Raw genomic sequence first — 24,196 nt, 5'->3', positions numbered from 1 at the left:
AATGCCCCTTTGTCGTAAACTGCATGCTTTATTCCTACTTATGCTTCTTAGTTGATTATGGATTCATAGTTGGGCCGCTGGAAGCGTTCCCGCTCCCATTATTACTCTCTTCGCCCGTATCTGGCGACGATGTCGGCGTAGGGGTTGGAGGCTCCTCTGTCGGAGTGCCTCCTACTTCCTCCGCATCGTCTTCGCCTGTGCCGGTAGCGGCATCCTCAATAATCTCGATCGATACCGTTAGCGTCTGCCCGCTGCCAAGCACCGTCTGCACATACGCAGGTACGTCGATCTGAAGCGTGACGGAATGAATACCTGGGTTCAGTCCTTCTACGTTCGCGATAACAGCAAGTGCATCAGGCTGAAGCGCGTTCAACACCGATCCCGCTCCGCTAACGGTTAGATCGAACTTTCCACCAGCAGGCGTGCGGAAGACCGCTGACATTCCGCTTGGGACACCTTCGAGCGTAATCGGAAGCGCTGCAAAGGTTCGCGTAATAATTGGCGCTACTACAACCTCAAGCGTAACCTCGGCCGGATCTATCGATTTGATGCCATCGATCACTTCCGTCTTCACCTGCACAGATCCAGTCTGCTTCACCTTCGAGAGATCGAGCACGACCCCATCATACACCTGAAGCTCATCTAAGCGCTTCTGCTCCCCGTATACGGTCACCTGATCAATGGCCGGCTTAACAGACACCAGACTTAAGCCCTCCGGCAGAGTGCCTGTGTAACGCACCTGAAGTGGCAAGGATTTGAATGGCGGCGTAACCTTCACCTCAACATGAGCCGTCTCCGGCGAAATAACCGCGTTAGTCATTTCTATGCCATCCGTATCATAAACGACAATCTTCGCTTTTTTGTTTACAGCCGTTTTGTCTGCCCCATCGATACTTATTTCCGTCTCCACAACGCCTACCCTGCTCATATCATCCTTAGGAAGGGTAACCTGAATGTCTGTTGTCGGTGCGACAATCGTCGATGCTCCAACGACGTAGCCAGTAGCCGGCTTGCCTGTCGCGACGACTTTCAATTCGAACGGCTTCGTGAGAATCTCTTCAATCTGCACGGTCACCGTTCGTGGCGACATCTCAACTAGCGTAATGCCCTTAGGCAGGCTCGCGACCAGCGGAAGCTCCTGTATGCCTGGTTTGGCATCCTTCAAATCCACACTCACCACATAATCAGCATCAGATGAGGCTTTCAGCAGATTGCTAAGCCGACCTTGCACGTCAAGCCTTACGACAGTGGGCTCCATCGCCGTAAGTACATATTTATCCGTGTCCAGCCCTTCGGCTTTGATAACAGAGGCTTCAATTGTTTTAGTGTCCACGTTGGAAGTAACCGTCTGAGGCGACGTATCTGGATCAATATGTACGACAGCCCATAGCAGCAATCCAACAATGACTGAAATGATTTTGAGAGCGGTCGGGTGACTTAGCCATTTATCCATCACGGCCTCCTTTCCGCTTCCAAAGCGACGACACGCTCACGCGCTCCTTCGCACGTCCGTTCGTCTTCGGCGTCAGCTCATCGAACAGCTTCGAAATAAGCGATTCCTCGTTAATGTCGCGCACGATCATACCGCCGAGCGACAGCGATACTTGTCCCGTCTCCTCTGACACAGTTACAGACACAGCGTCCGTTACCTCGCTTACGCCAATGGCGGCGCGATGACGAGTGCCAAGCTCCTTGCTGATGAACGGATTTTCCGACAGCGGCAGGTAGCAGCCTGCGGCCATAATTTGATTCGCGCGTATAATAACCGCACCGTCATGGAGCGGCGTATTAGGCGTAAAAATATTAATCAGCAGCTCAGACGTAATCTTCGACTCCATCCGAATACCCGACTCAATCAGCTCGCTTAGTCCCGTCGTCCGCTCGAACACGATCAGCGCTCCGATTTTCCGCTCTGCCATGAACCGGATAGCCTTAATGACGCCGTCAATTTGTTCATTAACGACATCCCTGTCCAGCGAGTATCCGCGTGAGAACAGCTTGCCTCGTCCAAGCTGCTCCAGCACACGCCGCAGCTCCGGCTGAAAAATAATAAGCACACTGACGATACCAAATGTGAACATTTGATTCATCAGCCATTTCAGCGTATACAAATTGAACCATGTACTCAGCGCCCATACTGCAACGAGTATGAATATGCCTTTCAATAGCTGAACGGCGCGCGTTCCGCGCACAAGCAAAATCATTTGATAAATAATATAACTGACTATACCCACATCGATGACGTCCTTGAACCAATCATGCCACGTCAAATCCGAGAAATAACTCATATGCCAACCCCCAACAGCCGATCCCCTTATTCTTGTCTAATATCGGTTTTCAACTTTATTATTTTCTAGATATGGGATTGGAAATCCTTTTTTTCAAAAAAAAATAAAAAACGCCCCCCTGCAATAGGGAGGCAGCCGGCATTAACGCGGGTTTCCGCCAAAGGTTTGTGTCACCTTGTACCAGAACCAATCAAGCGCTTGGTCGATCTGCTTGCTTTGCCCCGCGATATGGCCGGTAGAAGCAAGATTGAGCGATCCATCAATGACAGTAACGTTGCCATCCACTTCGCCTTTCACTTCAGCTGTTCCATTCTCGACCGTCAGATTGCCCGTTAGATGAGCACCTTCCGGCACGATGACTGTATTGCCTTCTATAATGACCTGCTGAAGATCCTCGCCAGCTACAATGAGCTTATTGTCTTCTTCCCACATCGTGAAGAAGCTGCCCAGCATGACGAGTGCAAACACAGCGGCAGCCGTAACGCCCGGGTACTTGTAGATAAACCGTACCACGCGGTTTCGCTGCTTCTGTTTCTTCGGCAACTGCTGCATAATTCGCTGCGTTAACTGCTCTGATGCCTTCTTGTCAAACTCCGCGGCAGGCTTAAGCGCTTCTAAAGTCTGGAACGCCGCGGCGTCCGTCTTCTGGAGCTGATCAAACCGACTGCGACAAGCCGGACAGGAAAGCAAATGAGATTTTAACGTAACGATATCTTCACGCGGCAGCTCGCCGTCCAAATAGTCGTGCATCCATACGATGGCGACGTTGCAATTCATAGCAGCCAGTCCTTTCTTTCAGATGCTCGCGCATGAAGTTCTTATCTCGCTATTAGGATACGTAGACAGCGAGAGGGATGTTTCACTTTTTTTTGAAATAGGGCCAGTATGGGGCATAATCAAGGTGAAACAGCTTTCGCCGTCCTCTGGCGGCGCGGTACGTTTCATTCCGAGAAATATAGAGAAAGGATGGCGAAATCATATTCTTTCCTATATTTCGAGAATCCGCCCCTTACCCCCCTCGAAAGAAGCCTGTGTCTAAGACACGGCTTCCCTTTTGACGCCTGGACTCAATCGCTCCAGCTATAGCTTATGCTCCAGCTTCTTTCTAAGAAACTCCCTGCCCCGATGGACGCGGGTCTTAATCGTCGTCACGGGCATGTCCAGCACGTCGCCTATTTCCTGCAAGGAAAGATCCTGCATATAACGAAGCGTCATCACGCTCTTATATTTCGGAGGCAACGATGCGATAGCCGCATGAATGATGCGCTGCGTATCAGATAGCAGCAGCTCCGATTCAGGTGTACGGTTGTCGCTCGGAATCATCGAGTAACCATCCAATCCTTCATGGTCACTCGATTCCGCATCCAGTGAATAGGTAGGTTTCCGCTTACGCAGCCGATCAATACAGAGATTCGTCGCAATCCTGTATATCCAAGTCGAGAACTTTAACGTATCGTCATACCGATCCAAGTTTTTATAAACGCGAAGGAACGTGTCCTGAACGACATCCTCCGCTTCCTGCCTGCTGTTTAACATTCGACATGCCATATGAAAGAGCTTATCTTGATAGAGGTCTACAAGCTCAGCAAATGCTTGCTGATCGCCTTTGAGCGCTAGCTTCGCCAGGCGTGCTTCCAATACGTTCACCTTAACTCCTCCAAACCTTCCGTTCGTTCGGCAGATCGCCAAGAACCAAAACAAACTGTATGTAATCGCTGAGGATTGCGTCTATCTGTACTTGCTGAATCAGGTTAGCTGCGGCCGATAAAGCAATTTCCAGCCTTTGCCGCTCTAGAAAAATCGTAATTCACCTGAACCGAAAAAGCAAGACCATTGAAAAAGAAGCGAATGAAATCCTGTCGCGAAGGATTATACAAAAATATAATCGTTATTCAGCCCATTATATCGGTTTGGTGCGAAGTCAGCAATCGACCTAAGGCTAGTTTATCGCATGACCTCCGGCCAGCTACCAAGCTCATGCAGACTAAATAAAAGCCTGAGAGTCATATTTCTCTCAGGCTCCGTGCAGTTTGTGCATCTGCTGCTCCTTACAGCGTATTGGTTTTCAATTGATCCAGTACCTTCGTAATCGTCGATGTCGGGATCGCGAAGCCGATACCCTGCGCCTCTGAATTCACTGCCGTATTAATACCGATTACCTGTCCCTTTTCATTAAGAAGCGGACCACCGGAGTTGCCAGGGTTAATTGAAGCGTCTGTCTGCAGCAAATGCTCGTATTGATGGTCGCCTTGCTCGTCGGCAATCGTGATTGGGCGCTCTTTCGCGCTCAGCACACCCATCGTCAAGGTTTGGTCGAAGCCATACGGGTTGCCGATTGCAATTACCCAGTCTCCGATTTGAGTAGCGTCGGAGCTTCCCAGCTCAAGTGACGGGAATGCTTGACCGTCAGGACTCTCTACCTTCAATACGGCCAAATCCAGATCATAGCTGGAACCGAGTACTTTCGCAGTAAGCGGCTCATCATAGCCTTGAACGGTAACCTTTACCTCAGTAGCATCCGCAATCACGTGCTCATTGGTCAAGATATAACCATTTGAGTCAAAGAAAAATCCTGTACCAGAGCCCATCAGTTGGAGCTCTGCACTGCTCTGTTGCTGCTCTTGTTGCTGTTGCTCCTGCTGCTGACCATTCCTACTGGTTGGTCCCCCGCCGAAAAACTGTCTGAAGCTCGGATCATCGAACATCGAAGTGGATTGCTCAGGCTGCGCGTAGTTTTCGATTTTCACAACTGCTGGGCTCGCTGCCGCATAGACAGAGGCGATATCATCGCTTGTGCTTAATGATGCCGTTGACAGGCCCGCATCCTGCTGGGACGACTGACTGACTACGCTTGAGCCGCTATTGCTCACCACCTGTGTATTCCCGCTGAACAGATTGTTTTTGTCTGCCATGTAGGAGAATCCGCCGATCACAAGCGCTCCAATCAAGAATGATGCAAGCATCGTTCTCACAGGACGGCCGCCTTCACGCCTCGCCTGCTTCTCGCCTTCACTTGCTAACCGAGCATCGTTCCTCTGCAAATTCAGTTCCTTTTCATACGAAGCTCTGAGCTCTTGGCTCGTTTTAGTAGATTCATAGATATAAGTAGTCGCAGGTGCTTCGCTTGAGTTGTTCGATGTATGTGGTTCCGAATAAGTGGAGTTCGACGATTCATTCCGTTTGTTTTCTTCGTTCATATTAATCATCCTTCCTTCATGTAGGTGTCTGCTTCCTATGTATCTATCATGCAGGATGTACCTTAAACAAAACTTAAGGGGATTTTAAATAAGCATAAGAAAATAAACGGCTCACCTTCAGCTTCATTTAAGGTTCCATATAGGTCTTCCACTTCAAATTACCTTCTAACCTGCATGGCCAGCTGCATCCATTCCGCTCACGAATCAGCATGCCATATGCGCACAAAAAAGCCGACCACAGTTACGCCATGGCCGGCTTCTTTACTTATTTATACGATGCATTTGCGTGCATTAAAAACGAATTAGCCTGTATTCCGAAGGCCTGCCGCAATGCCGTTGATCGTCAGAAGCACCTCGCGGAGCAAGGTCGGATCATCCTCTTCATTATCACGAAGCGCACGAAGCTCGGTTAGAAGCTGCACTTGCATGTAGCTAAGTGGATCGACATACGGATTACGCAAGCGGATCGATTCTTGAATAACAGGTACATTATCCAAAATTTCCGTTTGGCCTGTGATGCTTAGAATCAGCTCAGAAGTCAGCTTATACTCTTGTTCGATTTGTTCGAAAATACGATCACGGATCGTTTTGTCCTTGATCATATCCGCATATTCCTTCGCAATGACTAAATCAGCCTTGGCTAGAGCCATCTGCAAATTGTCAATTAGCGAGCGGAAGAACGGGAACTTCTCATACATCGTACGAAGCGTATTCAGCTTCGTCTCATCTTCACCTGCATACTGCTTGAGCGCCGTACCTGCAGCATACCAAGCGGGCAGCAAGTAACGGCTTTGCGTCCATGCGAACACCCATGGAATTGCACGCAGGTCTTCAAAACGGTCACTGTTCTTACGCTTAGATGGACGGGAGCCGATATTGAGCTCGCCAACTTCAGGGAGCGGTGTGGATTCCTTGAAGTAAGTCAAGAAATCCGGATCACGGAAGATCAGATCCTGATACTTCTCAAGCGCCGTATCCGAGATCGAACGTGCGATATCATCCCACTCTGCTTCTGCTTGCGGTGCTTGCTCTGGGTATTTCGCCAGACGAGCAGCGGTAATTAGAGCCCAAGTTGCTTGCTCCAAACTGCGGTAAGCAATGCCCTGCATCGAATAACGGGACGAGAGCACCTCGCCTTGCTCCGTAATCTTGATGCCTCCGCCAATCGTATGCGGCGGCTGTGCAAGTATACTGCGGTTAAGCGGCATGCCTCCGCGGCCAAGCGCGCCTCCACGACCGTGGAAGAACTTCAGCTTCACGTCGTACTCTTTGCCGGCAGCCGTAATTTCTTTCAGTGCTACGCGGAGCTCCCAGTTCGCTGTAACCACTCCGCCGTCTTTATTGCTGTCCGAGTAACCCAGCATAATTTCATGCAGATTGCCGCGTGCAGCAACCGCTTGACGGTATACAGGTAGCTCAAACAATTCTTTCATAATAGCAGGTGCCGCATGAAGATCATCAATCGTCTCGAATAACGGAACCGATTGCAGTGTACAACGAATGGAGCCGTCTGCTTCTTTGCGGAACAAGCCGACTTCCTTCGCGAATACCATAACCTCAAGCATATCGCTCGCCGCCTGTGTCATGCTGATCAGATAGCTGGAAATACAGTTAACACCGAATTCCTGCTGTGCACGGTAAATCGTATGGTAGACGTTCAAGCATTCACGCGTCGACTCTGTGTAATCCAGATGACCCGACGTTAATGGGCGCGGATCATTCAGAAGACGGTGAAGCAGATCCGTTTTCTCTTCTTCAGAGAGTGAAGCGTAATCAGCGACTATGTTCATCTTCGCCAAAATCTCGGACATCGCATTCTCGTGCTCTTGGCTGTGCTGACGAACATCAAGCGCCATCAGATGGAAGCCAAACAGCTCCACTTGGCGAATGAGCTTAGCAAGTGCCGTATCCGCTACGTAGTCCGCAAAGTGATGACGCAGGCTGCGGTCGATGACAAGCAGATCCGCACGAAGCTCATCCGGGTGGTTATAGCGCATAGGAGAGCCCTTGAGAGATTCACCACGCGTATTAGCAAGCTTCTCCAGCATGAAGCCCAGCTTGATGCGGTAAGGCTCCTTCGTGTTTCTCCAGAGATCCACACATTTCAGCTCTACATGCTCACGATCCGAACGAATCGACTCCACAAGTTCCTCAGACACTTCCACAAGGTTTGTGCTGAAGCTCAGTAGATCCATCAGCTCATTAATCTTCTCTTCATACTTGCGGATAGCAAGCTGACGATGCAGTGACAACGTTTCCCAAGTCACCTTCGCTGTTACGGACGGATTGCCGTCACGGTCTCCGCCGATCCATGATCCGAAACGCAGATAGTCCGGCACATGCCAGTTCTCGTTCGGATAGTATTTGCTTAGGCAGCGCTCAAGCTCCTCATAAACGTTAGGAAGCACCTCGAACAAGGTTTCGTCGAAATAGTACAAGCCGTTGCGAACCTCATCAATAACCGTTGGCTTGCGATCGCGCAGCTCGTCGGTCTGCCATAGAATGAGAACCTCGTTCATCAGCTTCTCACGCAGCTTCTCGCGCTCGCGGTAAGTTAATGTTGGGTTATCCAGCTCCATAACGTCAACAGCAATCCGTTTATGAATATCAAGCACCGCACGGCGGGTCGCCTCGGTTGGATGCGCAGTCATAACAAGCTCAAGCGAAATATTGCTCAGAATATCTTGAACGTCTTCAATCGCAATGCCGCGTTCCTTCAAATCCTGAACAGCGCTCTCAATGGAGCCTCGTTGAACCGTCTCACCAGCAGAAACCTCATAATCACGTTTCCGTCTAATCCGGTGGTTTTGCTCAGCAATGTTGACAAGCTGAAAATAAATAGCAAACGCCCTAATGACTTGATGACGTATTTCCGGACTGAGGGAAGATACGTTTTCTTTAAATTGATCGAAAATCTCCGGTACAAATTCAGCCCGAAGCGCTTTGCTTTGCTCACGAATACGTTCAACGATATCAAGCAGCTCCCTGCCGCCTTGATGAACGAGAACTTCTCCAAGAATGTTGCCTAGAAACCGGACATCGCGTCGCAGCAAATTGTTAGCCTGCTGCCGATTTGTCGTCAAAGTAGATGCAGATTGATCCGACATACTGTTCCTCCTAAATTTTTGCGAAGCAAGATCGCTCCGTAAGCATTTACTTGTATTGCGAAGCAGAAATCGCTTCGAAAGCTTGCAGTACAACATGAACGTTTTTTGACTTCTACCATCATACTACAAAAACCTACAGGGTTGAAGCCCTCCACTTAATCCGCTCCAAAACAGCGCAGCCTCATAACTGCGGGCCATTTGCTCATCTCCAGCCAGTCGCTTACCCACAATCGGCATAATAAAAACCGCGCCGCCTTTCTGAGAAAGACGGCGCAGGTTCGGATGAGGCTCTTTTATGCCATTAATTGAATTAGTTTTGCGAGCATTTTTGCCGTTTCCTCGCGGGTAGCGGCATCTTTAGGAGCGAACTTACTACCTCCGTCTGCCGAGGATGATTTTCCATTAATGATGCCTGCCGCTTGTGCTGCTGCAGCTGCCTCCTTCGCGAAACCGCTGATCGAGGACTCATCTGCAAACACTTGCGGATTCGTATTAGCCGGTAATTGGAAGGACATTACCTCAGTGAACCTGGCGATCATCGTTACTAATTGCTCACGGCTTATGTTCGCCTTAGGCTCAAACTTCCCGTCGCCCACGCCTCCGACGATCCCATGATCGGAAGCCCATGCCACAGCACCCGCGTAGTAATCGGAAGCTTTCACATCCGTGAAGCTTGATGCCGTATCGTTATTCAGCTGAGCACCCGCAATACGAGCAAGAATCAGCGTGAAATCCGCTCTTGTCATATTTGCTTTCGGAGCGAATGTACCATTACCCAAGCCTCCAATCATGCCTCTTGAGGACAGGTATACAATCGAATCTTTCGCGAAGCTTGCTGCCGTATCGCTAAAGCTTGTGAGTCGGTAACCAATTGCGTACGTCGAGAAATGGTTAACGGTGAAATACAGCTGGCCCGTCAACGCATCATACACGCTATTTGGCACTACGATAGGCTGCCCGTCACTGCCTACATAATAGATGACAATCGCTTGGCTGTCTTCGTTAGCTTTTAGCGTATAAGGAACGCTTACCCGCGCTTTGCCGCCTAGTAGATCCGTCACGGACTTACTGCCTGCAAGCACATCGAATTCATAAACCGGGTGACTGCCAATTGCAGCCTTGGCTGACTCGGTAAGCTTCTCAACATCTGCTTGCTTCACCGTAACCGTCAGCTCGTCCTTGCCTGCTGCTGCCGTCAATGTACCAATCGCTTTTTTGTCAAAAGAGACCACGCCAAGCGCTGTGTTAATGCTCAGTGTCTGCAATCCGCTAGAAGCAAGCTGTGCAATCGCATCCTTCTCGAATTGAATCGTTGCCGATTGTGGCGTTTGAGCCGATACTGCCTTGAACTCAGCAACTGCTGGCTTGCCGCCTGCGGCCTTAGTAAGCTCAGCAAGCGCTGCAGCCACTTGATCGGATTTCACGGTCGCTGTCGATTTCCCACTGCTGTCTATCGCTGCTTCAACGACGGTTACTGCTTTCACCGTATCGCCATTCACGATTGTTGTGCCCGTACTTCCTGGCGTCGGTGTTGGTGTTGGTATCGTAGTCCCTGGATTAGGAGAAGGGGTCGGAATAGGAGTCACCGTTCGCTCACTAACCGTTACCTTCGTCTCTGCCAAGCCATAGCCATCTGCGCTTGTTGCTGTGATTACAGCTGTCCCTGGCGCTACGGCTGTCACATTGCCGGCTGTATCCACTGTCGCTACACTCTTATCTGATGAGGACCATACAACCGTTGCTGTACTGCCTTCGGCTGGTACTACCGTTGCAGTCAGCTTCGCCGCCGCATCGCCTACTTTCATAGCTAGCACAGCTTGATCGACGGTTACCTTCGACACATTCAACTGATACACGCCTACCTTGCCGCCTACCTCATACGCAACCAGAAGCAAAGGCATGCCAGTCGGGCTCACATCGGCTGGAATAAATTCCAAGCCTTCAGGTCCTGTGTCTGTGTCTAGATTGTCCTTGCCTTGGCCGTCCTTGAAAACACGAGTATTCGTGTAATTCGCAAACTTTGCGTTCGCTGGATCAGATACGTCATACGTCATGAATCCACCGATGCGCTCCAGACCCACGAATGCAAGCACCTTGCTGCCAACCTTTCCGGTCTTGATATCCTCCGGCTCAGGTCCTTTCTTCCCGCTCCGGTCATCAAGCGCAGTTTTGCTGTTGCTCGTATTAAAGTAAGCCGGCAAACGTTTTGCCGTTATAGCCTCGAAATCGCTGCCGCTATCATAGACTTGATCCATCGAATCCGCATTCCAAATCGAGAAGGAGCGTCCGCCATACATATATATACTGTCGTTGCCCATATCGCTGGCTACTTCAACGCCGTCATACTCGGTTTTCCCGTTAAGGAAAATCGCTGCAGCAGAATTCGGGTCCAAGCTGCCCTTCATAACGCCGATCGTGCTTCCATTTGTACGATTGGGCCATTCGGTTACATCGCCCTCATTAGCCGTGAACAGGTATGTTTGCCCATTGATCGTATGGGATGCAATGCCATCTGGCATATACATGCCTTTGAATGGTACATTCTCAAGCTTGATCTTACCATCCTTGACCAGATCAAGCGCATTGCGCGCTTCATTATAATCCTTCAAGCCGAGCCACTTCACCGCAGTTACTTTTTTGGCTGCAATGTCGATAACCGCTATCGCATTATTTTCCTGCAAGGATACATACGCCTTCTTATTATCCTCAGAGAGCGTAATATACTCAGGCTCCAGATCAAATATCGCATCCGATTTGGTTCCGCTTGTTTTAATACGGCCATCGTTAGGGTCAGCTTGCCCACGAATGTGGACGCCATCCTCAATTACCGATGGATCATCGAAATAAACCTGCGTCACCTCATTCGTTTCCGTATTGACGATGGTCACGCTGCCCTTCGGATCAGTCGTGCCTAGGCGGGGCTCTGCCTCATCGGCGCTAAGAATATATTTGCCGTCCGGCGTGGATTTGACCATATCTGGCTGAACGCCAGTCTGGTAGGAGGCCACTAAGCTTCCATCGTAGCTCAGTACAAGTATTTTGCCCGCTTTAAGAGCATCTGCCTCCTGTACGGTTACTGCCACACGCTTCGTCACAGTGTTAATGTCTACGCTAGTCAAATCGCCATACGCAAAACCATTCGTCTCTGAAAGTTGTTTCACGTTAATCGACTTCTCTTTAATTAATACGCCATCCCCTTCTCCAAGGCTGACAATGTCCAAGGTTGGCGGATTACTGGAGCCGTTCACCAAATAGAACATGCCGTTGTCCTTGTTGAATTTGACAATTTCGGCAACGCCGCCGTCTTTGTTCGATACACCTACGGCGTATTCACCAATTTTTGAAATATTCAGTGTGTCAAGAAATGCAGCAGATGCCGGCTCGATGACTACATCCGTGCTAGCGTTAGCAACGGCAAGACGAATATCCCCTTCAAAAATGCCGATCACACCAGTCGCTTGCACCGTATCACCGACGGCAACCTTCGGAAATGCTCCGTTGACATAGAGCAGCAGCCCATTGTCCAGTTTAATCGTATTCGTTGTTACATCCACTACTTCTGCCTTACCTGACGATGAAACTCTTCTGCCATACATCTCAGGTGTTATAGAAGCATACTTGTCTACTACGAGCATCGAACCATCGAACGTATCCTTCACCGTCAGGCTATAGACCTTGTTGTTCAGCCTAGTTATTACAGGTGCGCCTTTAACCCGAACCTCTCCCTCCTGTAGGCCAGCATTACCCGTTACGCGTACCTCTGCCCCAACTGGAATCGAAGCATCCATACCCTCTACAGCGATTGCTCCTGTATACGATTGTACATAGCGAACTTGTGCCGTTTGGTTGTGATCAGCCTTCACTGGCGGTGTCGTCACCAATCCTTCTATAACCACACTCGTATCTGCTTTAAGATTTTGAAGCGTACCAATCAGCTTGACGAAGCCTGCAACAACCTCAGTCTCGCCTTCAACGCTACCCGATTTGGTAGGAGAAGGATCAACCACTACAAAGTCTGCCGCGTTATTATCGGAATCTTGGAAGCTTATGCGGCGAATACCTTTAATCGCTGCAGGCAGCGACTGGCCGTTATTAGCTGGTGTTCCCTCATGCAGCGATGTCGCTACCGCACCGAAGCCAACTGAATCGACGACTGACGCTGATGCATAAGTCCCTTCATAAAGCTCAACCGTTCCATCCGTATCGGACATGCCGATGGATTGCTCCTTTGCGCTTGCATAAGCGTCAGCTTCGAAAGCTTCTCCGTAATTTTTGTCGCTTGTATTTCCCCAAGTTGCTTCAAGGCGTACCAGATAATAATCATTTGGCATAATAACGGCATCCTGGTCAAAATCAAAGCCCTGAATTGTGGTCGCTCCTTTATTGCTGTACTTCAAATGATAGTCGGCAAGCGAGATTGGCTCGGCTGTCGGATTATAGAGCTCAACAAAATCATACAGGTACGGCGCTGCAACCGGAGGGTTGTCTTTGTTGATTTTGCCGCCGCCTCCATATAACTCATTAATAAGCACATGGTTCGCAGCTATAATCTCCGTGCTGACCGTGATCGTAAACGGCTTGGAGATGCTGAGCGCTGTTCCCGAAGTGCTGTCGGTCACCGTAACCGTTACAGCAGCTTCCGATACCGCTGAGGTCGGTGTCCCGCTTATCTCGCCATTCGTGCTCATGACAAGCCCAGCTGGCAAACCATCTGCCTTGAAAGCATAAGGTGCGGTACCACCGGAGGCTTGGACTATGGAGGAGTAGGCTGAATCTACATAACCATTAGCCAAAGCGTTGGTGTTGATAACTAACGGCTGAACGACACCAGGTCCCCATGCACCGTCCGCGCTGCTCCGAGGCGATGCGGCAAGCAGAGCATCTCCAGTAAGCGCTTCGTAATCAACTTGCGTAAAGTCATATTTATTGTTGTCCGTATCTGTGAAATTAGTGCGGCGAATAGCTTTCTTCTTGCTTGTACCTTCTGCTGAGCCTGTCGGATAGGCTGTTTCGAAGCCATCGATGTCACTGCCGCTATCATTGCTCGCCGTACCAACCAGATCCACATAGCCTGCTGGCTTGTTCAAGAAGGGATTCACGTCGGTAAGCAAAATTTGATTGCTCATCAGCGCAACCTTCAGCCCTTTGTTATTAATAAACCGGTTCCACGTTTGGTCAGCTATTTCCGATAAGTCTACCTTAGGCTTGGATGCTCCAGTCGATGCTCCCGTAATTAAGTAGGAAGACTTTGCTTTAATCGTACCCGTCAGATCAAGCTTCTCCCAAGCCTTTGTAGCACCTGTTTGAGCATTAGAACCACGATCCGCGTATTGCAAAGACCATCCCGACAGATCGATATCGCTGTTTGTAGGATTATAAAGCTCAATGAAGCCATGGGATAACAGCACGCCTGAATCAACGGCCAATCCCCCGCCATACACCTGATTAATGACCACATGCGGAACACTGATATCATAGGCATTGTCTACTGCGTATGGCGTCCCTATGGGCTGTAGGCTTGCAGCCATTAGCGGCCCGCCTGCCAAAGCCATGCTTGCTGTAATTTCTGCAGCCAACAATAGAGATATCAACCTTTTGCTATACATCTTCAAAAGCGACTCACTCCCATTTCTAATAAGTTAGCTTAATTGTAAAGATCGATTATTACGTGAATATCAATCTTCGATTAAGCTTTCGTAAATGAAATAGGCGGGATTGGAAACTTTTATGCGAACGAATAAGCTGTCCGCCAGGTAGATTGAACGGCAACCAATGAGGATGGCATTTATATGTATGGCACTTAATAGAAAGACACTGATAAGAATGAGATTTATTAAATACCCTGCTGTGGGTCGCAGGCCATTCAGACCTTGAAGACAGCTGTATGGGGGATGTGTACAGGTCGGATATGCAGTATAATCCGCCCTATACTTGAAGTATATGCTGGATGTGCTCAAGGGTATCGACAGCGAGCAGTTCGTTGTTGGGTTCGGGGCTGAGGAGGAGGAGTTTTTTTGTTTGCCCCAGGATCGCACCATATGAGGCGGGAATTTTTCTTTTTGCAAAAATAACGACGAATAAGACAACAAAAAAAGCCTTGCTGCGCAAGGCTTTCGGAGTTTAGTTAGTTGGAGCGGGTGATGGGAATCGAACCCACGCTATTAGCTTGGAAGGCTTGCCCTAGCCCTCTGACACCCTCCTGCAACATTCGATATGCCCTGAAAATACGTCGATGTATATTTTCTCTTCTATTATAAGATAGGGTAAATTGATACTGTTTTTGAGGGGCTTGGACACCAAATGGATACCGCATATTATGCCCATAACTGTACTCAATTATAATAGGTGGAGCTCCAGTATATGAGGCTGGAGCTTTCTCTCTTTAATATCGAAAAATAGTCACCATTTTTTCTTTACGCTGTTTCACATGAATGTTGGGTTTATGTGATTGACATGCAATTCCGTGAGCAGAATGTGATCATATTATACGGGGTATCACGCGCTTGATTCATGGCATGCTGCCGCTAATAACTAAGCCCCTAACCAATTAAGGTTAAGGGCTTTTGTTTATTTAATAAATTGAAAGGTCTGATACATTAACTGAGTCAAATACTTGTTGCAGGGTTTCACCCTCAATCCTTACCTGATCCAATAGATCATCAGATGTTAAATAAAATACTCCAATTTCATTATCAACAACACTTGTAAAATACCAACCATCATTACCTTGAGTGATTGAATACTTAAGTGAATTATAAGTAAACACTACTTCATGTCCAATCCCAACATCTTCTACTAAGTTCACATACGTATAAATGACCGTCACCCCCTTGTCAGGAAATTTATCTGTTAATACAGAATACCCTATACTACGCGACTTTTTCTTTGACCAATCAAAATCATGTCTGTGAGGAACTTTTGGATGAGACCATGGAACCCCATGATCAGTATAATCAATATCTGTTTCTGCTTTACCATAGGGGCCATAATATCTTCTTACGATGCGCAGCTCGTTAGCCAGTCTATGCTCTTCGCCATGGGTTACCTTGTCCTTTACAATTCCATAAACTGTACTCAGGAGTGGAATGATCTTATTTGCATTCTCAGCATTCACCCTCGGCTTCTGATCTACTTCTGGTTTTTCCCCGTCGTTGCTCTCGTTGTGACTCTCATCGTTTGTAGTGCCTTCTGTGCTCGATACTACGGACAGACTGAACATCAATTTGAATAAGCATCCTCCACTTAAATCCGCTATTACATGGCTCTACAGACCTTATAGGCTCACTCCTGAACAACAGATTGAACATCCAGTGAACAACAGCACCTGTTACCTGAAGAGTATCGATGACTGCGTGTAGCCTTGCCGGGCACGAGCTGCAGCTGTTACCTGGTCGTTACTCGAATCATGTAGATGCAATGCAGACGCATCCATTCATGATACAAACGCATTTTAATATGATTGTTAATCAGTTTGTTAGCTTCACAGTGCAGCCTGAATAATGCATAGCTGACGCAGCCTGCTGATGCCAAACGGCATATTAGTCGGTTTGTTGATCCATCTGTTAGCCCCTTCAACCAGCATCCCCACGGAGCGACTCGGCAAATTCGCCAGATTCCGCCAACACGAAGCAGCATGCCTATCTGCAGACACAAATTCATTAATTTCATTTAGTACAAAATAAGAGCTCCAGCTAATTACGCCAAAGCTCTTTCTTGTACGCTCTTTAAATGCCCTACTCAATTTCGTTTGCTGTGCTTGTAGGCTTTTTCGATTTAGTTAATTGAGTGTTGTCCGCGATCTCTTCAAGAAATTCAAGGATACGGCTAATAGCAAGTAACACACAACCAGAGACGATACCCGAGAAAATCCAACTAAAGGCTACACGCCAACTAAATGTATCTTCATAAAGCAATTGACTAGCGTCATTGCCTGCAGATATACCTCCAATAAATCCTCCAATTATTAGTATCCAACCTAACCACTTTAAAGTATCGTTTAAATTCATGATACAACCTCCCCTTATAAACACATTTCGACAATAGGAAAGGATTCCCTCTTTTGGTGTCGAAAGTATCAGGTACAAAGGAGGTAATTGTATGGACGATACTACTATAATAATTATTATTTTAATGGCTGTTGTTGCATTCTTTATATTCCGTGAGTTGCTTCTCTGGTATTGGAAGGTTAATCTTGCCGTAAGTAAACTCGAATCTATTGAAGCACTTTTACAAGAAATCTCCCATAAACTAACGCCTGATTCTAATGAACAGAACCCTGTTGCTAATAATTTAAACGATCCTGCTATAAAAAGGAGCAGACAAACGAATGTTTAAATCCGGATTCGCCCTAACCACAGATGACCATCTCGCTGCAGGTCAATTCAATCAAATTCCAATCGTTGCCTGGGAAGATGGGGAAATCATTAATTACCGCGGCGTAATCGAGAAGCAAGATGCACACACAGTAACAATTAATAGCATGCACTACGTAAAAACCGCCTGCGAATTCAAAGTTCGCTAAGCGGTTTTCTTCTGTTTCACGCCGATATCAATAATTGTAATTCATATAGGCAAATAACCCCGCAACTAAAGCAACGCCTATAACCGCCCTCTGAAAGCTCCTAGGTAGATACCTTGCAATGATCGCGCCCACTACTCCGAATGCCAACATGAAGAGCAAAGCTGTAACCAGCGGTCCAGTAACAGCATCTGCACTCTCTCGTGATGTTGAATAGTATATCATCCCAATTACCTCATGTTATTTATCGGCAGACAAACGACTTTTGTACCAATCTTATAAAACAGGTTTGCATTGTGCATTGTTACTATTAACCCCAACGCTGGAGTTTAAAAAATAACAAATTTATTAGTTTGAAGATCCTGATTGCTCATATTTCACCCTTAAAGTCCACTAAATAGTAAAAGCCTTCCTCATTACACTCTTCACTAACTTGGCGGCGTTTCTTAAGCAAGCGAGAGCTGCCACACATCCGTTTGCACGATCTTCGACATACAACGGCAATGCTGCTGCGTGAGAGCGGCTCAGACCTCAAACAAATACAAGAGAGACTCCGCCATACAAAAATCGGAACCACGGCTGATATTTACACACACGAATCAGAAATAATCAGCAGGGAGGCTGCGGATCGCTTAGAATATCTTAACCCGCAAAAAGTTAATTGAAATTCTGCACCATCTCCTGCACCATATTAGGTACAGGAGTCAGTTTTGTGATTGCTGATAAAAACAAAAGAAGCCTTGCTCAGCAAGGCTTCTCAGGTTTTAAATCGGTTAAGCGGGTGATGGGAATCGAACCCACGCTATTAGCTTGGAAGGCTAAAGTTCTACCATTGAACTACACCCGCAAAAAATGAATATGGTCGGGACGACACGATTTGAACATGCGACCCCCTGGTCCCAAACCAGGTGCTCTACCAAGCTGAGCTACGTCCCGAAGTGTAAATGAATTGCGTCTAATGTTGGGAAAATGGCGCGGCCTAAGAGATTCGAACTCCTGGCCTTTTGATTCGTAGTCAAACGCTCTATCCAGCTGAGCTAAGGCCGCACAATTTATGGAGCGGAAGACGGGAATCGAACCCGCGACCCTCGCCTTGGCAAGGCGATGCTCTACCGCTGAGCCACTTCCGCATGTTAGTTTCGTCAGCCGTTCGTGATGTTTATCATCGCGGCGACAAGTAATAATATATCACCCCTGAAAACAAAATGCAACTGTTTTTACAAAAAAGTTTTAATCTTTTTTTGTATACTCCTGTTTCGCATTTTATCGAAGCCCCAAAAGCCAGTAATGGCGCGGAAAACTGACTCTACCGCTGCTTATTTCTTTTATTAAACATATGCTCCTTCGAAGCCAATATGACATTTATTCCTACAACCCTACTGTATAATACGGCATACGACCATTTTGTCATTCTTCAATAAATTGATGAATGCCGTAAACCATTTACAGCTTAAAGGCTTAATCATACAACAACTCTTACAACTTCGCTATTCGATACATGACTATGCTGCCGTTCCTTCATCATTTGATTATTACGGATTTGAATATTTCTGGCGGCTCAGCGGAGGGGGGGAGCCCATCTTGAACTATAGCTATCACTACTCTGCATTACTTTCGTGGTGGGCCAACGTACTCGGAGAGATGCTACCGTGCGCCTCGATGATCCACTACTATTACCTTACCTTCATGGATATAGCAGCATATTCGTAGAGATGGTTCCGTGCTCCCTAGCTATCCTGCACATCTGCATTAACTTCCTTCGATTGAGCAGCACATTCGGAGCTATCCTGCACTTTCACATTAGAATCGGCTGTCACAGGACCATTCCCTCTAAAACAGGCCTCTATGTTGTACGGAGTACAACGTAGCTCCTCACTCGCCTCGATTTAAGGCTTCTATCCTGCATACGTGCAGGATAGCTAATAGCACCCTCTCCGCTAGTTAGGAACGGGGGTCTCCACTAATCACAGAAGACATAACCAGGAACCTGCGGGTGGCTCACACACATACACAAAAAAGACTGCTCCCGATCGCACAATGTGCCCAAGAACAGTCTTATATCGTTACTGCTTATTAATAATCAGCCATTTACAATTATAAAAACAATACCGATAATTTCATCCAAATAATCAACTCAACAGTTAAACTCGTCACAGTCGCGAGATTCATACTAACCTCGACAGCTAAGCAACCCCTACACACTTAATTGATACTAGGACAAACCGGACTACGCTCCAGCTGCTGTCAGCGTCTTCTCTTGTTCTCCGCGGCTAAGGATCGCTACTTTATCGGCAGCCGGTTGACCAGCTAGCGCATAAGGCAAGCAAAGTGGAACGCCTGTGCGCGGATCCGGAACGATATCTGCTTCAATATTGAATACTTCGCGCATTATGTCGGGCGTCATTACTTCAGCTGGCGAGCCTTCGCCAACTACAACACCTGTTTTGATCGCGATCATATGGTGAGCATAACGTGTCGCGTGGTTCAAATCATGCACAACCATTACGACTGTACGGTTGTTTGTAGCGTTTAGCTTTTGCAGCAAATGAAGAACTTCGAGCTGATGCGCCATATCAAGGAAAGTCGTTGGCTCATCCAGAAACAGAATATCCGTCTCCTGTGCCAAGGACATCGCAATCCAAGCGCGCTGACGCTGTCCACCAGATAGATGGTCAACAGGTCGGTCTGCGAAATCAGTCATCCCCGTCGCTTCAATCGCCCATTGCACGATGCTGCGGTCTTCCTTGCTCATAGAGCCAAAGCCCTTTTGATAAGGAAAACGTCCGTAGGATACAAGTTCTGCTACCGTCAGTCCGTCTGGAGCGGTTGGATTCTGTGGCAAAATAGCCAACTGCTTCGCTACTTCCTTCGTAGATTGCTTGTGAATCGACTTGCCGTCCAAAAGCACACTGCCTTGGGATGGATTCATAATACGGGCCATCGTTTTCAAAATTGTTGATTTGCCAGAGCCGTTGGCTCCGACCAGCGCCGTAATTTTCCCTTGTGGTATGGCAATGTTTAAATTTTTGACGATTAGACGATCATCATAACCAATATCAAGACCCGAAGTCGTTAGACGAATCATTGGACATGCACGCTCCTTCTGCTGCCGCGGCAGACATCTTCTAAATGTAAGTATAAATATGTGGATTCCGTTTATTCAAACGAAATTTGATAACGATTATCATTGACGTTTTAATGATAATGTTTCTCATACCAAAAGTCAATGCTTAACTGTATCGCAACGAACCTTTAGCAGACTCTATATATGCCTTTTAGCAAAAACAAGACCGCCCTCAGCACGAGGACGGTCCACATAGATCGATTACCATTTTAGCTTCGTGCCGAAAACAAAACCGTTGCTTATCAGCCTGCCTGGCGTCGTAATCAGCTTGCCTTGCGCATACATGCCCGAAGAAGCGCCGCCGTCCAAATTCATTCCTTGCACAGCCCCAAGCTGCAGCATAATTTGGCCCCACTGCTTCATAGTAGCATTAGGCACGGTTGCGATAATGACATTTCCGTCCTTTTTCACTAGAATGCCGCTTCTCGCAGCGGAGTCGGTTAAGATTTTGGAGCTGCTGAATCCTTCTCCTGCAGGGCTGACCGCAAGCTTGCCATCCTTCACCAGTCTTGGCCCAGCTCCAATAGCCGTATGCACACGCGACCATGCGATTGGCGCCTTAGACAGATTGGTCATTTCAAGCTTATATTCTACCGTCGTTCCAATCTTGAAGCGCTCCGCCAGCTTCTCTTCTGACCCTGTATATACGAGTACGAATCCATCTGCTGGAATGCTCACGTTCTCTTTCTTGCTAATCTTCGTTACTTTCCCTTTGCTAACCGTTATTGCCGTGCCTAATGCAAAACCAACCTTTGCTCCCCGCTTTGGCGTAAACATGATCGCAGAGGAAGCACCTGCCGATGGCGTGCGGTTGATGAAGTAGGCATACCAATTGTTCGGGAAGGTGAACGAGCCGTCCGTACCTCCCACAATTTTCACGCGCAATGTGTCCATGACGACGGTTCCGTCCCAAGTAAATCCGATTGCCGTTCCCGTGTTGCCAATATGCTCAACGTTGCCATCAGCGATTACCGTTCCGTAAGGCTCAGGGATTCCACCATAGGCTTCAAAATAGGTCCCGTTAATCGCAGCATCTGCTTGATACGCCTGGGCGATGGATTGCAGCGACTGCACGACGCCCACTTTTCTGCTTGCCAGTCCAGCCGTCACAGGCATTCCCTTCGGAATGACCACCGTTTGGACTGAGAATTTTTTGCCTCCAGCCGTTACCTGCTTCACTTCACGATTCACCTTCAGCTTAGACGCAGAAGCCGTTACCTGTACAGGCAGCTTCAGCTGTCCTTTATAGCCGCTTGCCGTCACATCCACATATATATTCGCTTTCCCCGCAGCAATCGGGGTTACCATGCTTTTGTCATTGATGCGAACGACCGCTGTGTTATCGGAGCGGAAGCTTAGGGCGACCGGATCGGACAGCTTCAGCTTGTCCGTGAGCAGGAGCCTTGTATCGAGCGGCAGGTTTAACGCAGCCGCTGCATACGTGATCGCGACGGGCCTAACTGGCCCCGCCGCGATGAGCTTGCTCCCGGACGCATACGCGAAGCGTCCGGCACCCATCGGCGCCACGCCGCTCGCGGGAACCACGGCGTGACCGCCGTAGGTGTACAAGATCGACTTGGCGGAGCCGTCGATCGCGTACACAGCGCCGGAACGGCCGCCGGCCAGCACGATGCCGGCGGCAAAGTCCGGCGCCAGCGCCGCGGGGCCGAATCCGGCCGCCCCGCTGGCGCTAATGCGCCATAGTTCCGCCCCATCTGCGAGGCGGAACGCAGCAATGCCGTTGCCGCTCAGCTCGGCGGCAACGACAGCCCCTGCCTCCCCGGGCATACGCACCGGTGAGGTCCAGCCGCCTGCGGGCGCCGCCGCAAGCTCGCGCGTGAAGCGGACTTTTCCGTCCTCTTCATACGCTGCAACCGCCTTGCCCGCAAGCAGCAGTACGCCTCCGCTTACATCGTCCGCGACCAGCTTAGCCCCTTGCAGCGTCTGATCAAGTGGCGCTTCCCATACAACTGCATTGCCGCGCACCGCATATAATGTGCCATTGCTGCCTAAGGCGTACACCCCGCTCTTGCCTGCGGAGAGCTCCTTCACCGTAACGCCGTCAGGCAATAACGCCGTTTGCTTCTCACCTGTACGGCTCAGCGACAGAATTGCATGCTGATAAGAAAAGTACGGACTTCCTTCCCCATCCGTCACCACCTTGGAAGACTGCAGCTGTTCCTTTTTATTCTGGAAATAAAATAGTCCGACCTGCCCGCCATTGCCCGCCGCATCATATTTGAATAGCCGAGCGCCTGTACCCGCTATAAAAATCTCGTTCTTCCCGTTTAGAGCTGGGGCGGACAGCGTGCTATAGGTATTCAGACGCTTCACTTCTTTGCCCTTCCCATCCACAATGGTCAACCACCCGTTAGCAGTTACTGCAAGTAGGTTGCCATTACGCAAAGCAATCGGTGGATGCAATACCCCTTCCGCAGCGTAACGCCAGTACTCCAGCTCCGCCTTAACATTTGCAGCATTCTTTATCGCCGCTTCTCCGCTTTTTGCCGTACTCGTTGAATCGGCAGCAAAGGTGCTGCTGTTTCCTAGTGCCGCTGCATGCTGCAAACCGTGGCTTCCTATATAGCTAATCCCGATAATCATGACAAGCAGAACAGCAAAAGCCCTAAGTTTATGGTTCATCATTCTTTGTTGCATCGTTCCAATCTCCTCCATCTGCATAGATTCCAAATAGTCCCAATGAACTATATCGACAGCTCTATGCTCAAAATGAAGAGAGCTTGTGTCTTACGATGCCCTCAATAGCAATTGTCTAGGATCAATATTGCCATCACTTGTCGTTGTACCAACGCAATGATGCTAATCTAAGTGATTCTGTTGGATTGGTATACGTTCGAAGGAGAAAATAATATGCGTGGGTAAACAAGTATGTAAATAGCAAAAAACCCTTGTACGCCAAGGGTTTTTTCATGGTATGGTGCGCGTAGAGGGACTTGAACCCCCACGGTCGCCCGCTAGATCCTAAGTCTAGTGCGTCTGCCAATTCCGCCATACGCGCATATTTCATTATATTCTTGCTGAACCATGTTCGGTAGGACTTCCACCTACGTTACTCCGTTGACATACAGAGTGTTTCCCTATGAAGGGTGTTAAAGATGGTGCGCGTAGAGGGACTTGAACCCCCACGGTCGCCCGCTAGATCCTAAGTCTAGTGCGTCTGCCAATTCCGCCATACGCGCGCGTGGTATAAAAAAAATGGTGAGTCATGTAGGATTCGAACCTACGACACCCTGATTAAAAGTCAGGTGCTCTACCAACTGAGCTAATGACTCATAGTATAAGTGGCTGGGGATTCAGGGATCGAACCTGAGAATGACGGAGTCAAAGTCCGTTGCCTTACCGCTTGGCTAATCCCCAGCAGCGATATGGTGGACGCTGACGGGATCGAACCGCCGACCCTCTGCTTGTAAGGCAGATGCTCTCCCAGCTGAGCTAAGCGTCCAAGAGTATAGGCGCCTTCTTGAAAAAGGTATTGGTGACCCGTAGGGGACTCGAACCCCTGTTACCTCCGTGAAAGGGAGGTGTCTTAACCACTTGACCAACGGGCCATGCATAAATTAAAGCTTGTCCTGCAGTTGAAAGTATTCTGGAGCTCTCAACCGGATTCGAACCGGTGACCTCATCCTTACCATGGATGCACTCTACCTACTGAGCTATGAGAGCATAATGGCTCCCCGAACAGGACTCGAACCTGTGACAACTCGATTAACAGTCGAGTGCTCTACCAACTGAGCTATCAGGGAACATTGCAAAATTGCGTTGAATGTCTCCAAGAGCTTCAACTGCAATTGAGGCACGGTTGAACAACAAGGCATTGCGCCCTGAAAACTGGATACGAAAGAATAGGTTTGCTGAACCTTATACGCTGCTGTCTACCGGATGTATGGGTCACGGTAAACGTGTTTAGGATAAGCCCTCGACCGATTAGTATTCGTCAGCTA

The 24,196-nt window shown here is 48.5% G+C and carries 13 protein-coding genes, 12 tRNA genes and 1 pseudogene; 3 read left to right on the top strand and 23 right to left on the bottom strand.

Annotation, left to right across the window (positions count from 1 at the left end; genetic code table 11):
- Window positions 1-55 precede the first annotated feature (55 nt).
- From FGT79_RS24615 to FGT79_RS24570, 9 genes are all read right to left on the bottom strand, one after another.
- On the bottom strand, window positions 56-1,453 hold the full coding sequence (locus FGT79_RS24615; protein WP_138755496.1) for a CdaR family protein: 1,398 nt from the start codon (window positions 1,451-1,453) through the stop codon (window positions 56-58).
- Entirely contained in the window at window positions 1,446-2,288 is an 843-nt protein-coding gene (gene cdaA / locus FGT79_RS24610; RefSeq protein ID WP_138755495.1) for a diadenylate cyclase CdaA, read from the bottom strand. The genes FGT79_RS24615 and cdaA overlap by 8 nt, the downstream gene beginning before the upstream one ends.
- A gap of 141 nt (window positions 2,289-2,429) precedes the next feature.
- Entirely contained in the window at window positions 2,430-3,065 is a 636-nt protein-coding gene (locus tag FGT79_RS24605; protein WP_138755494.1) for a zf-HC2 domain-containing protein, read from the bottom strand.
- Between the two features lie 303 nt (window positions 3,066-3,368).
- On the bottom strand, window positions 3,369-3,935 hold the full coding sequence (sigW, locus tag FGT79_RS24600; protein WP_138755493.1) for an RNA polymerase sigma factor SigW: 567 nt from the start codon (window positions 3,933-3,935) through the stop codon (window positions 3,369-3,371).
- 401 nt (window positions 3,936-4,336) lie between these two features.
- The gene (locus tag FGT79_RS24595) at window positions 4,337-5,485 is read right to left on the bottom strand and encodes a S1C family serine protease (RefSeq protein WP_246096607.1); all 1,149 of its coding nucleotides are present in this window, start codon (window positions 5,483-5,485) and stop codon (window positions 4,337-4,339) included.
- A 302-nt stretch (window positions 5,486-5,787) separates the two neighbouring features.
- Window positions 5,788-8,592: a phosphoenolpyruvate carboxylase gene (gene ppc, locus FGT79_RS24590; RefSeq protein WP_138755491.1), complete on the bottom strand. Its 2,805-nt coding sequence runs from the start codon at window positions 8,590-8,592 to the stop codon at window positions 5,788-5,790.
- A gap of 293 nt (window positions 8,593-8,885) precedes the next feature.
- Complete coding sequence (locus FGT79_RS24585) at window positions 8,886-14,171, bottom strand: choice-of-anchor I family protein (protein ID WP_171056420.1); 5,286 nt, start codon at window positions 14,169-14,171, stop codon at window positions 8,886-8,888.
- Window positions 14,172-15,163: 992 nt separating this feature from the next.
- Window positions 15,164-15,814, bottom strand: a complete 651-nt coding sequence (locus FGT79_RS24575) for a hypothetical protein (RefSeq protein ID WP_138755489.1) — start codon at window positions 15,812-15,814, stop codon at window positions 15,164-15,166.
- A gap of 511 nt (window positions 15,815-16,325) precedes the next feature.
- Window positions 16,326-16,598, bottom strand: coding sequence for a hypothetical protein (locus FGT79_RS24570; RefSeq protein WP_138755488.1), 273 nt, complete (start codon window positions 16,596-16,598; stop codon window positions 16,326-16,328).
- Window positions 16,599-16,689: 91 nt separating this feature from the next.
- Between FGT79_RS24570 and FGT79_RS24565 the strand changes: the two genes are divergently transcribed.
- The 3 genes and pseudogenes from FGT79_RS24565 to FGT79_RS24550 all read left to right on the top strand — a co-directional run.
- On the top strand, window positions 16,690-16,926 hold the full coding sequence (locus tag FGT79_RS24565; protein WP_138755487.1) for a hypothetical protein: 237 nt from the start codon (window positions 16,690-16,692) through the stop codon (window positions 16,924-16,926).
- Window positions 16,919-17,113, top strand: coding sequence for a hypothetical protein (locus FGT79_RS24560; protein ID WP_138755486.1), 195 nt, complete (start codon window positions 16,919-16,921; stop codon window positions 17,111-17,113). The genes FGT79_RS24565 and FGT79_RS24560 overlap by 8 nt, the downstream gene beginning before the upstream one ends.
- A 440-nt stretch (window positions 17,114-17,553) precedes the next feature.
- Window positions 17,554-17,775, top strand: a pseudogene (locus tag FGT79_RS24550) (tyrosine-type recombinase/integrase); the annotation flags it as partial.
- 111 nt (window positions 17,776-17,886) lie between these two features.
- Here the strand turns inward: FGT79_RS24550 and FGT79_RS24545 are convergent.
- The 14 genes from FGT79_RS24545 to FGT79_RS24480 form a co-directional block, all read right to left on the bottom strand.
- Window positions 17,887-17,957, bottom strand: a tRNA-Gly gene (locus tag FGT79_RS24545).
- A 12-nt stretch (window positions 17,958-17,969) separates the two neighbouring features.
- A tRNA-Pro gene (locus tag FGT79_RS24540) sits at window positions 17,970-18,046 on the bottom strand.
- Between the two features lie 34 nt (window positions 18,047-18,080).
- A tRNA-Arg gene (locus tag FGT79_RS24535) sits at window positions 18,081-18,157 on the bottom strand.
- Window positions 18,158-18,165: 8 nt separating this feature from the next.
- Window positions 18,166-18,240, bottom strand: a tRNA-Gly gene (locus tag FGT79_RS24530).
- A 1,097-nt stretch (window positions 18,241-19,337) separates the two neighbouring features.
- The gene (locus tag FGT79_RS24525) at window positions 19,338-20,195 is read right to left on the bottom strand and encodes an ABC transporter ATP-binding protein (protein WP_138755484.1); all 858 of its coding nucleotides are present in this window, start codon (window positions 20,193-20,195) and stop codon (window positions 19,338-19,340) included.
- 240 nt (window positions 20,196-20,435) lie between these two features.
- Window positions 20,436-22,892: a phosphodiester glycosidase family protein gene (locus FGT79_RS24520; RefSeq protein WP_171056419.1), complete on the bottom strand. Its 2,457-nt coding sequence runs from the start codon at window positions 22,890-22,892 to the stop codon at window positions 20,436-20,438.
- A 278-nt stretch (window positions 22,893-23,170) separates the two neighbouring features.
- Window positions 23,171-23,253: transfer RNA gene (locus FGT79_RS24515), tRNA-Leu, on the bottom strand.
- A 98-nt stretch (window positions 23,254-23,351) separates the two neighbouring features.
- A tRNA-Leu gene (locus tag FGT79_RS24510) sits at window positions 23,352-23,434 on the bottom strand.
- Between the two features lie 17 nt (window positions 23,435-23,451).
- A tRNA-Lys gene (locus FGT79_RS24505) sits at window positions 23,452-23,527 on the bottom strand.
- Window positions 23,528-23,537: 10 nt separating this feature from the next.
- Window positions 23,538-23,612: transfer RNA gene (locus FGT79_RS24500), tRNA-Gln, on the bottom strand.
- A gap of 9 nt (window positions 23,613-23,621) precedes the next feature.
- Window positions 23,622-23,697 (bottom strand) — tRNA-Val (locus FGT79_RS24495).
- Between the two features lie 31 nt (window positions 23,698-23,728).
- Window positions 23,729-23,803: transfer RNA gene (locus tag FGT79_RS24490), tRNA-Glu, on the bottom strand.
- A 39-nt stretch (window positions 23,804-23,842) separates the two neighbouring features.
- Window positions 23,843-23,918: transfer RNA gene (locus FGT79_RS24485), tRNA-Thr, on the bottom strand.
- A gap of 4 nt (window positions 23,919-23,922) precedes the next feature.
- Window positions 23,923-23,998 (bottom strand) — tRNA-Asn (locus FGT79_RS24480).
- Window positions 23,999-24,196: the final 198 nt, after the last annotated feature.

Origin of the sequence: Paenibacillus sinopodophylli (genome assembly GCF_005930355.1) — a bacterium.
In the GTDB taxonomy this organism is placed as follows: Bacteria; Bacillota; Bacilli; order Paenibacillales; family Paenibacillaceae; genus Pristimantibacillus; species Pristimantibacillus sinopodophylli.
The sequence above is the reverse complement of the archived record's forward strand: the minus strand, read 5'-3'. Positions and strand labels throughout refer to the sequence as shown.